We start from the raw sequence: 13,092 nt of genomic DNA on the forward strand, positions 1-13,092 counted from the left end.
CGCTACTCGACCAGGACCACCAGCGCCGTGGCGTTGTCGCGACCCACGTGGGCCAGCGCGTGCTCGACCAGGGCGTCGGACAGCGCCTGCGGGTTGTTTCGGTGGAGCGCGACGAGCTGCTGGAGGCGCTCTCGGGGGACTTCGTCGTGGACGCCGTCGGAGGTGAGCACAAAGAGATCGCCCGGCTGGGCCCTGAAGCCGACGGTGTCGAGGTCGCCGTCGTCTGCGAGCGAGTGCGCGTCGGGGCCGAAGCCGTCGATGCGCGCCGCTTCGAGCTCGATGCCCGTGCTCAGAAACCGCGAGATCGTGCGCTGGCTCATCTCGGCCTGCGCATCGCTGTCGGCCTCTTCGCCCAGGTGCTTCATGATATTGGCCAGCGTGTGATCGTAGCTGAGCTGAATGAGTTCGCCGTCGCGCACCAACAGCGCGCGCGAGTCCCCCACGTGGCCGAGGCCGACGCGGTCGCCGGCGATCACAAGTCCGGTGAAGGTCGTGCCGCCGCGGTTTTTCGCCGCGTCGAACTCGCCTTCGAGCGCGAGGCGCTGGCTGGTGACCTTGGCGATGGCGCGCGCGAATGCGGACGGCTTCTGGGAAAGCGCCGTCGCCCCGTAGTGGCTCAGGGCGCGGCCGAAGGCGATGCACGACTCCTCGACCGCCAACTTGCTGGCGCGCTCGCCGTCCTGAATGCCGCCGATGCCGTCGGCGACGCAGAAGAAGCCGACGCTTCGCTTGGCCGAGCCGGTGATCGACTGCATGACCAGGTGGCCACACGAGTCCTGGTTGTTGCGCCGAAAGATGTAGTTTCCGACCGTCGAGTTCGAGCCCACCCGAAAGACGAGTGGGCGGTCGAGCTCGAGGCGGAGCTGCTCGAGCGCCACGGCCAGATCTTGCATGTCGAGCAGGGCGAGTTCACCGTAGGGCGACACGCACACGGCGACGACCTGGGTCAGCCCCGGCTGCAACAGACCCGTTTCGGCCATGGCGCTTCGCTCCTGCAGAAGCGCCGCCATCTGGTGGCCGCCGGGGTAATCCTCGTCCATGAAATTTTCGTAGGCGAGTTCGCCGATGAGCCGGGCATCGCGCCAGACGGCCTCCGGCTCGAGGCGGCCGGCGGGTCGAACCCGCGGCGCCGCCGTCAGGTACAGCCGAGCCGCCTCGGCGTCGAGGTATAGGTCATCGCGGCGTATGCCATGGAGCACCACGCCGGCCTGGTGAATTCGGTCGATCGTAGCGACCAGGCGAATCAACCCTGCGACGGCGCGATCGGTGTCGAGGCGCCGCCACGAGGCGTCGTCGAACGGACGCGCGGCGTCCGACGGTGTGTCCAGATACGCCCGAATGTCATCGACAGCTTGACTCATTCGCCGCCCCTCCCGCGTCCGGAGTCGCTCGGCTCGCTTGCCTCGTCGAGGATGGGCGTCGAGCCCTCCTGCCAATCGATGACCGCCGGCGGCTCCAACGCCTTGCGCTCGGGCGCCACGTCATCGCCCGGCTCGTGCAGGTAAAAAATGACCGAGCCGAGCGCGATCTCATCACCAAACGACACCGAAGTAGCGTCGATGACCTCGAGGCGATTGACGAAGGTCTTGCGGCGCGCGCCCAACGGCGAAACCTGCCACTGGTCGTCGGCCATGCCGATGCGGGCATGCTCGAAGGAGATGAACTTGCGCTCATCCTCGTAGAGGCCGGCCAGGTTCCAGTCGGGTTGGGAGCAGCCGTCCCAGCTACTCGGGCCGGCCAAGAGGGGCCCGTCGGGAAAGCTTCGCCCTAAGGTGGTACCTGCGCCATTGAGAAGGATGTGCGGACCGCAGGGGCCGCCGCGGCGACACAAGAAGAGCGACGGCCCCTGCGCCCGATTCAACAGACGGGTGCGCGCCCCCTCCCACTCGTCGAGCGAGAGGCCGGAGGTCTCGAAGCGATAGCGGATCTGGCCCACGGTGAGTTCGCTGCCGCTTTCGATCGGCCGGCGCTCGCCGGGGTGGTCGAGCAGGCGGCCGTCGATGGCGGTCGTGGCGCCCGGGGAAACCCCGCGCAGGCGCCAGACGGCATCGTCGCCCAGGCTCAGGTGCAAGTGCGGCGCGCCGAGGCGGTAATTCTCGTGGTCGGCCAGCCCGCGCAAAATGACGTCGACCGGCCCGTGTTGGGGATGGTAGCGCCCGACGAGGACATCGGGCCCGTGAATCGTCTCGATCTGGCTGCCGTCCAGGCGCACCAAACGCGCCAGCGGCGGGAGCAGGTGGTCTTCTCGAAGCTCAGCGTCGAACTCCTCTCGCCACCCCCGAAGCACATTCAGGTCGATATCGGCGAATCCACTCATCGTATTATCCAGCCTGCACAGGCTTATTTCGCGATGTCTCGGTGACGCACCGACGCTTGCCAGCCGCGCGTCTTCAAGCGCTCGGAAATGGTCTCGGAGACGGCCACCGAGCGGTGGTGCCCGCCAGTGCAGCCAATGCCGATCGTCAGGTAGCTCTTACCCTCCCGGCGGTACATCGGCAGCATGAAGTCGGCCATCTCTTGGAAGAGTGACAAAAAGCGGGAGGTCTCGGGGAAACTGAGCACGTAGTCGCGCACGTCGGATTCGTTGCCCCGGCCCTCGCGCAGCTCCTCGACAAAGTACGGATTGGGCAAAAAGCGTACGTCGAAGACCAGATCGCACTCGACGGGCACGCCGTGCTTGAAACCAAAGCTCAAGACCGTGACCTGCAGCGACGGCTCTTTGTCGCCGCTAAAGCGCTGCTGGATGAGTGATTTGAGGGTGTGCACCGTGTGGGAGGAGGTGTCGATGACCTCGTCGGCGCGGTGGCGAAGCTCTTCGAGGCGCTCGCGATCGCGACGGATCCCTTCGCGAATGGTCACCCCGTCTTCTGCCAGGGGGTGGCGCCGGCGCGTCTCGCTGTAGCGGCGCACCAGCACATCCTCGGCCGCCTCCAAGAAGACGATGCGCATGGGCACGCCCTCGTCGCGCATCTGCTCGACCATCTCGCCGGCTTCGCTCAAGAATTCGCGACCGCGTGTGTCGACCACGAACGCCAACGACTGCAGCGAGCCGCCGCCGGCGCCGAGTTCGACGACTTTAGGGAGCAGCGGAACGGGCAGGTTGTCGATGCAGAAGTAGCCGAGATCTTCGAGGGCGTGGATGGCGGTGGACTTGCCCGAGCCGCTCAGCCCCGTCAGCACGACCACGCGCGGGACGGCACTGTTCTCGGTAAGCTCGACGACCGAGGATTCGGTGTCGGCGGAAAGCCCAGAATTCTCCTTTTGGAGAACGGGCATCGGGCTGATTGTCTGCTGGTCGTCGCTCACGTCCGACCGCCCATGGAGTTATTTTGCAACTTGTACGACCGCGACGGTGATATTGTCGTTACCGCCGTTTTCGTTGGCCGCATCGATCAGCTTATCGCAGCACAGCTCCAGGTTGTCGCGATGCTCGAGCATGATCTTGCGAATGGCCTCGTCGTTGATCATGCCGTTGAGGCCATCGGAGCAGAGCATGTAGGTGTCACCGGCCTGCGGCTTCTCGGTGTTGATGTCGACCTGGACGGTCTCTTTCATGCCGAGCGCGCGCACGATGACGTTTTTGTGCGGGAAGTTCTCGATCTCTTCTTCGGTGAGATCTTTCATCTTGATGTAGTCGTTGAGCAGCGAGTGGTCTTCGGTAACCTGCTCGAGCTCGTCGCCGCGAAGCCGGTAGATACGGCTGTCGCCGACGTGACCGAAGTAGGCGGTGTCGCCGGCGAGCAGGAGCGCGACGATCGTCGTGCCCATGCCTCGCTGGGCGGCGTTCTGCGCGGCCGTCTCGAAGATGCGCAGGTTCGCCAACTTGATACCGGCGTTGAGCCGGTTCTCCTCGTAGGTCTGGCCCTTTTCCATCTTGTAGGGCCAGGTGATTTCTTCGTCGGCCGACGTCTCCTGGAAGAATTTAGCGAGGGTTTTGACCGCCATCTCGGAGGCGACCTCACCACTGGCGTGGCCCCCCATTCCATCGGCGACCATGTAGAGCTGTTCTTCGTCGAGCAAGTACAGATTGTCTTCGTTGTGGGAACGTTTCATTCCCACGTCTGTCTTGCCGGCGTATCGGATTTTGAGAGCCAATGTGACACCCGAATGCTAATCTCTTCCCAGCATCGGGAAGCTCAGACGGTATTGAAACTAAGCTAACACTCACTTAGCACAGCCAACCGATCGGTGCAAGATCGGCGGGTCGTCCGGGCCTCCCAAAGCCTGGCCAAAACGGCCTTACGAACCATTCTACTTCTGCTGGTGCGCCACCAAATTGCGGTGCAAATCCCAGCCGAAGATACTACCTTCGACTTCACAGTAGCCCACAAGTTGGTTGTTGTCATTAAAACTGACTGAAAGCGGCTGCTCGAGCAACCGATCTTTGCGCATGAACAGTTTTCCTGTCATGACATGGTACAGGGCCAACTTTTTATCCGCAAAGACAACTGCCAGCAGATAGCCGTCCTGCGAGAAGGACATCTGCTCGACGCGATCATCGGCCGAGAACCGGTGAACCAGCGAGGTGGGAGACGAAATGTTGAACACCCCGATGCTTCCATCGGCGCGGGCCACGGCAAACATGTTGCGCGAGGCGCTCAGCGCCACGGCACGCACGCCGGGGCCGGATTGAATGCGCAGCGGCTGGAGCTGATCGTCATGACGCTCGGCCAAGTACAACCCGCCGGCCTCGGTGCCAAAGAGCAGCCAGCGTCCGTCACTGTCGCAGTCGACCGAGGTGACCGCCGAGGTGGACGCGTTCTGGTGCAACCGTTGGCTCGTGGCGTCGGCGACGGACCACTCCAACAACGTGCCGTCGGCGTGGCCGGTGTAGATGGTGTCACGTCCCAAGCTCAACGCCGTCAACTCGGGTTGGGCCGGCATACTGAACTCGGTGCTGAACCCGGTGTCGGGTTGGCCCACATGCACCTGATAGTCGGCATCGACGACCAACAATTCCTGGCTTCGAGCGGCCGCGCAGCGAAGCCCGCCGTTGGGCAGTTGCGCAGCCAGCCGCGGCATTTCGTACAGGCCCGAGTCGCGCCGCAGCTTGGCGGCCTGGTCGAAGTCCGAGCCAGACGCGACCGCGTCGGCCTCGCTCGACTCGGTGGCCGACTTCGAGCTGCGCCCGATCGCCCGCACGGGGTTGGTGGGGGTGCGTCCGCGAAAGATCGCCGCCTTGGGGCCGGTCGAGTCCCACTCGTCGGAGCGGAAAAAGCCACTGTCGCGTCCGCCTAGAGGCTTGGCTTCTGGCTTGGACGCCTCCACGAGCGACGCCTCGCTCTGGACGGTGCGGTTGGCCTCGGCTCTGTCGTCCGTGCCACTCAGCTCGTCTTTGGCCGGAGGCAATTCGACCGAATCGGAGACCTCGTCGGCCCCGGCGTTGCCCGCCTCGGACAGAGCCGCGACCAGCTCGTCGAGGGTGTAGATGACCCCCGACAGGCTCTGCGGACGATCGTTGGGGCTTTTGGCCAGCATTTTGCGCACCAGCGCCTCAATCGCCTCGGGGAACTGGCGGTTGGTCGCCACCTCCGCAAGGCGCGGCGGCTGGGTGCTCACGTGCGCCTTGAGCACGTTGTAGACGTTGTTGTCGAAGAACGGCGGCCGGCCGGTGAGCATGAAGAAAAAGACGCCGCCCAACGCATAGATGTCGGCGCGGCGGTCGAGTTGGCCGCCGACCGCCTGCTCGGGGCTGGCGTACAGCGGCGTGCCCAAAAAGCCCTGGGTCACCCGCACGTCGCCCTCGCGCCACACGATGCCAAAGTCGAGGATGTGCACGAAATCGTCGCCGGCGGGCAGCCGCTCGATCATGACGTTTTCGGGCTTGAGATCCCGGTGGATCATGCCCGCTTCGTGCGCCTCGTGCACCCCGTTGGCGATCTGGCGCAAGACCTTGCAGGCGCGCACCATGTCCATGGGCCCACCCGTGGCGACCAACTCCTCGAGGGTCTGGCCGTCGATGAGGTCCATCAGCAGGGCCACGGCGCGCTCGCCGATGGGGACCACGTCGTAGAACGAGACGATGTGAGGGTTTCGCAGATGGCCCAGCGCGCTGATCTCGCGGTTGAGACGCGCTTCGATATGCTCGGCCTTCACCGACGTGTCGGCGTTGTCCAGCGGGATGATCTTGACGGCGAACTGCCGCGAGATCGTCAGCGACTCGGCCCGGTAAACGTTGCCCGAGGCGCCCTGGCCGATGCGGCGGGTCAGCAGGTAGCGGTCGGCGAGGGTGCGACCGAGCCAGGGATCGGTGGTGCGCCCGAGTTCGGGCCATCCTTGGGAGGGGCGCGCAACGCGGCATTCCAAACACATCTCGTCGTCCGCAAAGAGCACCGAGGTGCACCTGCTACAGTGATGTGTCGGCTTACGGTCGCGGAAAACACGCCGCCGCCTTTCGTATGCACTCCGTTCCCCCATAGGTCGTCCTGGCTCCGTGCGCGAAGGGATCCCCAGTCGATTCTCAACCGAACGGTCACTATCCTACAAGGGAGGACACCATCGTTCAAGCCCAATAGAGCCCCCGACGGCTCAGCGAACCCGTCGGGACAAACCTTGCGCGCTCAAATTGGGGCGAGGGATGAAGATCGCGGCTTTGGGACCGGTATGATCTCGCTCCTCCGACTCGAAGAAACTGTCGGGGTTGCCCAATGATTCCACCTCGTTTTGCGAGTCGAGCGCAGCGAAGGGATCGTCGAAGACCTCCTCGGAGTCCAGCCCTCCCAGGGGGCTGTGAGTGAGGGCGGACGCACGGGCAGCCCGATCCGGGGATGGCGTGGCGCCGCCGAGCGCAAAGCCCAATCCGGGGGCGGTCTGCTCCACTTCACGCACCTCCGGTTGATGGACGGCCGGCTGGTAGGGCGTGGAAGACGGCTCGGCCGTTTGCTCGGCATCAGCCAGCTGCGGCTCTTGGCGCAAAATCGCATCGAGCTCGTCGATGATCTCGGACAGGTGGCCCGGCCGGGCCTCACGGCTCTTGGCGAGCATGCGGCTGATGAGATTTTGGACTGCCAACGGCACATGGCCGGGCGCAACACGACGTACCGGAGGCGGCTCTTGGCGCACGTGCATGCGCAGCACCTCGATGACGTTGTTGCTCTCGAAGGGAGGCCGCCCGGTGAGCATCTGGAAGAAGAGCGCCCCCAGCGCGTAGATGTCGCTGCGACGATCGACCGGCTCGCCCAGCGCCTGCTCGGGGCTGGCGTACAGGGGCGTGCCTACAAAGCCCTGGGTGACCTCGAGGCCGTCGTCCATCCAGACGATGCCAAAGTCGAGCACGTGGATGAACTCGTCACCCGAGGACAGTTGCTCGACCATGATGTTGGCCGGCTTGAGATCGCGGTGGATGAGGCCGACCTCGTGGGCTTCGTAGACGCCGTTGGCGATCTGGCGGAGCAAGCGGCAGGCGCGTCGCCAGTCCAGCCCGCCGTCGCGCGCCAGCAGCTTGTCGAGTGTCAGCCCCTGCACGTATTTCATGACCACGCCCACGCACGACTCGGTCAGCTCGAGCACCTCGTAGAACGGCACGGTGTGTGGGTTGCCCAGCCGGCTGATCGCCTCGACCTCCCTGTCGAGCCGGGCGCGCACAAGCTGTGGATCTTTGCCGCTCTTGCACGCCCGCAGGTCGACGACCTTGACGGCGAAGCGCCGCGAGATGTTGAGCGACTCGGCCTCGTAGACCGTGGCCGTGGCGCCTTTGCCCAGACGGCGCGTGATCAAGTAGCGATCGGCCATGACCTGGCCCAACCACGGATCTCCGCTGTCGCACAGCCGCGGCCAGCCCTCCCGAGGCTGGTTGCGTCGGCACTCCACGCAACGTGGATCTGCCGCATACACCACGCTCATGCACCGGCCACAGTAGTGCTGCGGCAGTCCTGGCGGTACCGTCGAATCTACGCCCCCACATGCTTGCGACTCCAGCACGATTGGCTCTGCGCTGGTCATAGAAGTCCTCCGTGCTCGTTCTCCCGAGGCGACACCGCCGCCTCGCGATCCCCGTGAACGCTCCCGGTTTTCGGCTCGTACTCCCCGTTCGCTCGAAATGAACACCCCGTGTGATTGCAACCCCTGCAATCGTCCCCGAATGACTGGCACAAGGCCGCCCAACCTGACGGTCGGTGACCGGCACAGCTACTGCGTGGCGTGTTCCCCTGATGGAATATCGTCTATGAAACAAGGTAGGCACCAGCCGCACCTTTTGAAGTACGGCCGGCGCAAAAAGGCGAGATCGATTCAGCGTTACCGGCGAGTGAGGTTGCCGGCGGAGACGACGACCTCGAGGCGGAAGCCCTGCAGGCGTTCGAACCAGCGCGCCTCATTCCACTTGATGGTCACGCCCTCGTCTCGGGCCGAACACGGCTCGAACCCGTACACGTTCGGGTCGACCACACATCCGTTGGGCGCCATCTGCGAGTCGATGCTGTCAGCCAGGCAATACTCGTGGTCCTGCAGATCGGCGAAGCTTCGCTCCTTCGGGTACATGCGCACCTGGATGGCGTTGTCGCAGAAGTACTGGTCGACACGCCCGAATTGGGAGCACTGGCCGGCGCCGGCGTCGAACGGAAAGCTCGGGCAGGAGGTATCCGACGGTCCCTGGCAGCTCACCGGCATCTGGGTGATGCACTGCTCGACGGCGCCAACGATGGTGGTGGCGATCCCTTTCATATGACCGCTGAACTCATCGGGATTACACACTAGACCGGGCATGAACTCGCCCTGCGGCTTCGGGTAGATGCGATCGCCGTCAAAGGAACGCAGAAACGCCTCGTAGCGATCGCCCGAGTAGGCCGTCCCGAAGGTCTCGGGGTTCGAGCAAGACGGTTCCTTTTTGAGGCTTTCGGGAGGCTGTTCGCACAGTTGGAACGTCGACGGATCTGCTTCCGGATAATTGGCGGTCGCCCCATAGCGCTTCGAGTTGGCGTGCAACGAGGCGACGACGATGTTGCGAGGGTCGAAGTCGTCAGGCTCGACTCCTTTCGAGCCGGCCACGTTGGCCACCAACTCTGCGGCGAGCGCGTCGGGGGCGATCAGCGGCGACTCGTCGGCGAATTTCGGGTGGTTGGCAAGTGCACAGTTGAGGTCGGAGCATTCGTCGAGCGAGCCGTCATGGCTGCAGTCGTTCTCGTCGGTCAAAAAGATCGCCGCGAACTGCGCGTTCTCGCGCAGCAGGCCGTGATTGGGAGCCTCCGCGTCGACGGGGTTCTCGACCGTGCCGCCGGTCATCTCCGGAGAGACCGCGAGGTTGACTGCCGACAAGCCCTTTTCAATCGCCCAGCCACTCGTCCCCACGAAGCTCATGCACGCAAAGTCGTCCATCAGCTTCTGGCGATCGATCAGCCCGTCTTCGCCCTGGTACCTCGAGTCGGAAGCGCGCAGCACCTTGGGAATGTCGCGATAAGGCGACTCACCATTTGTCGCGGTGGGAAATAGCGACTTGATGGTCGTGGCGCAGTCTCTCGTATCGAGGGCGCAAGCAATCGTGTCGTCGTCGACCTCGAGCAGGCTCTGCCAGCGCGACGGGTCTTTGGTGCACGCGATCGCCGCCTCGATATTCTTGCGGATCGGCTCGTAGCCATCGGTCGGGATGGATGGGTCACCCTCGTCACCCGAACAGCCCTGATAGGAGCCGGGAATGGGCTGCGGCGTCGATTGGAGCCGACCAGGCAGTGCCACCACGTCTTGGTTGAACATGCGCATCTGCGTGGTGGTCACACCGATATGAAAGTCGATATTGCGCGCGGTGAACTCTTCGATAAAAGAGTCGAATTCGTCACGCAGCGCCTCTTGCTCCTGACACATCGACCCGGAATTATCGATCACCCACAGGATATCGACCTTCTCGGGCTCGGTGGCCGGCGGCTCCGGGAAAATGTCTACAATCCCGTCGGTATTGGCGAGTTCGACCGGGTGCTCGTTGCACGCGGTAACGAGCCCTGCACCAGCGACAACCAAGCATCCAGCAGCGAGCATCCAGCGAGTTCTGTGCGACCGAGCAGACATATGTCCCCCACGGGAAATAAAGTAAAGTTAGGCCCTCATTCTAACAGCCAGATTGCGCAACGCAATGAGGTCACCAAGAAAGTGATTCGCGTGTAAGGAGTCGGACCGAGGCACGGCGAGATGATTTTGCCGGGGTCGAAGCCGACAAACGCAGCCGATGCGGGTAGCATCGTCGAGTATTGGCGGCGAAGAGACCGGTAAAATCAGCCGGCGATGCCGACAGGAGACTTCTTACACGCGAATCAAAAAAAGTAGAGCCCCGGCCGACCTCAACAAGGTCGACCGGGGCTCGATGCGTCGCGACGTGCTACGGCTTAGTTGGTGGTCTCCGAGCCGTTATTCGACGCGCTGTCGTCGGTCTCGGGGAGCAGCGTGTAGACGAGCTCGACCTCGTAGCCCGACAGGGTGTTGAAGTAGCGGTCGTCGGTCCACGTCAGGTTGATGGCCAACTCGGGCGCGCCCGGGCAGGCGCTGATGGCGTACTTGTCACGCTTGATGACGCAGCCGCCCGGGGTCATGCTCGAGTCGATGCTCTCGGGGATGCAGTACTCGTGGTTCTGCAGGTCGGCGAAGGTCTTGTCGCCGTCATCCTTGCCCGGGTACAGCCGAAGCTGCAGGCCGCTGTTGCAGTACGAAGTGTTCGGCTTCTGGCCGAAGGGCAGGCACTCGGGGGTGCCGCCGCCGAAGGCAAACGCCGGACACTGGTCGCTCGAATCACACGCGTAGGGCACCTGGTAGATGCACTGCGAGACCGAGCCGGCGATGGTGCGACCCAGACTCTCCAGGGTGTTGGCGATCTCACCCGGGCGGCAAATCAGGCCGTCCATGTAGGTGTTCGGGTTGTCCGGGATCTTCGGGAAGACCTGCTCGGGATCGAATTGGCGAAGGAAGCGCTCGTAGCGGTCACCGCTGTACGCCGTACCGAAGGTAGTGTTGCACGAGGTCTGCTCGCCTCGGCCTTCCGGGTCCGGCCGCTCCTGCATCCCCTTGCATTCCTGCGGGGTCAAAGGCTGGCCGTCGGGGTAGTTGACGCCGTAGCGCTTCCAGCGCCCGTGAATCGACGCGGCGATCACCGAGTCGTTCTCGACGTCGTAGCCCTTGGAGGCGGTCAAGTTCTGCTTGAGGCTGTCGGCCAAGTCCGCCGCCGGAATCAGCGGCGAGTTCTCCAGGCCGGGAGCGTTGGCGAACGCGCAAATCTGGCCCGAGCACGTCGTGCCTTCGAACTCCTCTTCGTCGGCGAAATGCTCGTACTGGCCCGACTGGCTGCAGTCGGTCTCGTCGGTCACGAAGATGACGGCGAATTTGGCCGCGTCTCGCAAAAAGCCGTGGTTGGGGGCATCTTTGTCCGTCGGCTCATCAAGGGTACCGCCGGTCATCTCCGGCGAGACGGCTTTGACCGCGGCCGCCAGGCCCTTCTCGATGGAGTAGCCGCGCGTGCCCACAAGGCTCATACAGGCGAAGTCTTTGCGCAGGCCCTCGACGTCGAGGTTGCCGGCATCGTCTCGGTAGTCACCGAATCGGAGCACCTTGGGGATATCGCGATAGGGCGACTCCGTGGCGGGCATGCCCGCGTACGGCTGGGTGCCGTCGGGCGCGGTCGGGAACATCTCGTGGGGCTCGCCACAGGAGCGGTCCAAGTGGCAGGCGATATCGTCATCGCTGATGCTCTTGAGGCCCTGCCATTGCGACGGATCTTTGGTGCAATCATCGACCGCGACCGCCAACGCCTCGCGAATCGGCTTGTAGCCGTCCATCGCGTCGTTGGGATCTTCGGGGTCATCATCCGAGCCGTGACACGTCGGGATATAGGTCGGCACCGGCTGGGGCATCGACTGCAGGTGACCCGGTCGCGCCACCGTCTCCAGCGGATAGATATCCTTCATGTGCGTGGTCGTCACGCCGATGTGGAAATCGATGTTCTGGTCGCTGATTTGCGTGATGAACTGCTGGAAGTTATCGCGCAGCGCACCCTGCTCCTCACACATCGACCCGGAGTTGTCGATCACCCACAGGATGTCGACGGCGGCCGCCGAATCCGGCGAGCGCTCCTCGTGTACCGAGATGGCTCCGGTCGCCTGAGCGAACTCGACCGGGTGCGAGTTGCACGCGCCCAAAAGTCCCGAGGTCGCCACCACGGTCAACCCCAAGACCGCGCTCCACCGAAGAGTATTGAAATCCTGCTTCATTCAAAGCCCCCTGGAAAAAATCCAGCGTTCAGGTGTCATTTGCGTCAGATTGACAGCAGTTAAGGTATAAGAAACAGGCGGGTGTGTCTACTGGGGGGCGGGGGCTGGGGGTTGGGGGGTTGGGGGCATCCCCGCGAACGTGCACGTGCACGTGAACCTGAACGGCCTTTTCAACTGCAATGAGACCAACTTATTGACTGCCTGACGTCTTCGCCTTCGCCGCTCGCCTTGCTCCTTTTACTGCCGTTCACGTGCACGTGCGCGTTCAGGTTCACGGGGCTGGGGGCCGCCCCAAAAACGCAAAAAGCCACCCTCACCGAGACGTGAGGGTGGCTTTCTGCCGAGGCCGAGGGCCTCCAGTCTGTTGCTTCAGATCACGACTTGTGGGTCGTGTACGGAAGCAGGGCAATCTGGCGAGACCGAAGGATGGCCTGGCGCAGTTTGCGCTGGTTCTTGGCGCTGACGCCGGTGATGCGCGCCGGCAAAATTTTGCCGGTGGTCGTCAAGAAGAGCTTCAGGAGCTCCGGGTTCTTGTAGTCGATGCGCCACGAGGGGTTCTCGTCGAACGGATCGATCTTGCGACGACGACGCCAGTTGATGCGGCCGTACTTGCTGCGAGCCATTGGAAATCTCCTTACTTGATTTTTTCTTCGACGAACTCGACGTGCTTGCGCACTACGGGGTCGTACTTCTTCATTTTCAGCTTGTCCGGGTTCTTACGCTTGTTCTTGGTGGTCGTGTAGTAGTACCCGGTACCAGCCGACGAAACGAGTTTGATTTTTTCCCGCATATCTTCCTCCTGCACCACCTCAGGGGTGGGGCGAACTCTCCAAAATCGTTGCTGAACCCGCACCGCGTGCGGCACGAGCGCTGCGAGGCGCAAGACGTTAAGGCAAAACCGTCGGTCTTG

10 protein-coding genes are annotated in these 13,092 nt (G+C 63.5%); all 10 read right to left on the bottom strand.

All coding sequences use genetic code 11. The features are described 5' to 3' along the window. Positions 1-2: 2 nt before the first annotated feature. The 10 genes from FIV42_RS12340 to rpmG all read right to left on the bottom strand — a co-directional run bounded on the left by FIV42_RS12340 (position 3) and on the right by rpmG (position 12,972). The gene (locus FIV42_RS12340) at positions 3-1,361 is read right to left on the bottom strand and encodes a PP2C family protein-serine/threonine phosphatase (RefSeq protein ID WP_141197985.1); all 1,359 of its coding nucleotides are present in this window, start codon (positions 1,359-1,361) and stop codon (positions 3-5) included. Next, positions 1,358-2,317 carry an FHA domain-containing protein gene (locus tag FIV42_RS12345; protein ID WP_141197986.1) on the bottom strand — a complete coding sequence of 320 codons (960 nt, stop codon included), beginning with the start codon at positions 2,315-2,317 and terminating at the stop codon, positions 1,358-1,360. The genes FIV42_RS12340 and FIV42_RS12345 overlap by 4 nt, the downstream gene beginning before the upstream one ends. A 23-nt stretch (positions 2,318-2,340) precedes the next feature. Further along, entirely contained in the window at positions 2,341-3,306 is a 966-nt protein-coding gene (rapZ, locus tag FIV42_RS12350; RefSeq protein ID WP_222615442.1) for an RNase adapter RapZ, read from the bottom strand. Positions 3,307-3,324: 18 nt separating this feature from the next. Next, on the bottom strand, positions 3,325-4,095 hold the full coding sequence (locus tag FIV42_RS12355; protein ID WP_390619536.1) for a Stp1/IreP family PP2C-type Ser/Thr phosphatase: 771 nt from the start codon (positions 4,093-4,095) through the stop codon (positions 3,325-3,327). Between the two features lie 156 nt (positions 4,096-4,251). Beyond that, entirely contained in the window at positions 4,252-6,306 is a 2,055-nt protein-coding gene (locus FIV42_RS12360) for a WD40 repeat domain-containing serine/threonine protein kinase (RefSeq protein ID WP_168210596.1), read from the bottom strand. Between the two features lie 222 nt (positions 6,307-6,528). Then, positions 6,529-7,941: a serine/threonine protein kinase gene (locus FIV42_RS12365; RefSeq protein WP_141197989.1), complete on the bottom strand. Its 1,413-nt coding sequence runs from the start codon at positions 7,939-7,941 to the stop codon at positions 6,529-6,531. 294 nt (positions 7,942-8,235) lie between these two features. Beyond that, entirely contained in the window at positions 8,236-9,966 is a 1,731-nt protein-coding gene (locus tag FIV42_RS12370; protein ID WP_141197990.1) for a hypothetical protein, read from the bottom strand. 344 nt (positions 9,967-10,310) lie between these two features. Continuing rightward, the gene (locus FIV42_RS12375; protein ID WP_141197991.1) at positions 10,311-12,182 is read right to left on the bottom strand and encodes a hypothetical protein; all 1,872 of its coding nucleotides are present in this window, start codon (positions 12,180-12,182) and stop codon (positions 10,311-10,313) included. Positions 12,183-12,556: 374 nt separating this feature from the next. Then, positions 12,557-12,805: a 30S ribosomal protein S18 gene (rpsR, locus tag FIV42_RS12380; protein ID WP_141197992.1), complete on the bottom strand. Its 249-nt coding sequence runs from the start codon at positions 12,803-12,805 to the stop codon at positions 12,557-12,559. 11 nt (positions 12,806-12,816) lie between these two features. Next, positions 12,817-12,972 carry a 50S ribosomal protein L33 gene (gene rpmG, locus FIV42_RS12385; protein ID WP_141197993.1) on the bottom strand — a complete coding sequence of 52 codons (156 nt, stop codon included), beginning with the start codon at positions 12,970-12,972 and terminating at the stop codon, positions 12,817-12,819. Between the last annotated feature and the right edge of the window lie 120 nt (positions 12,973-13,092).

The organism is Persicimonas caeni (assembly GCF_006517175.1).
In the GTDB taxonomy this organism is placed as follows: domain Bacteria; phylum Myxococcota_A; class Bradymonadia; order Bradymonadales; family Bradymonadaceae; genus Persicimonas; species Persicimonas caeni.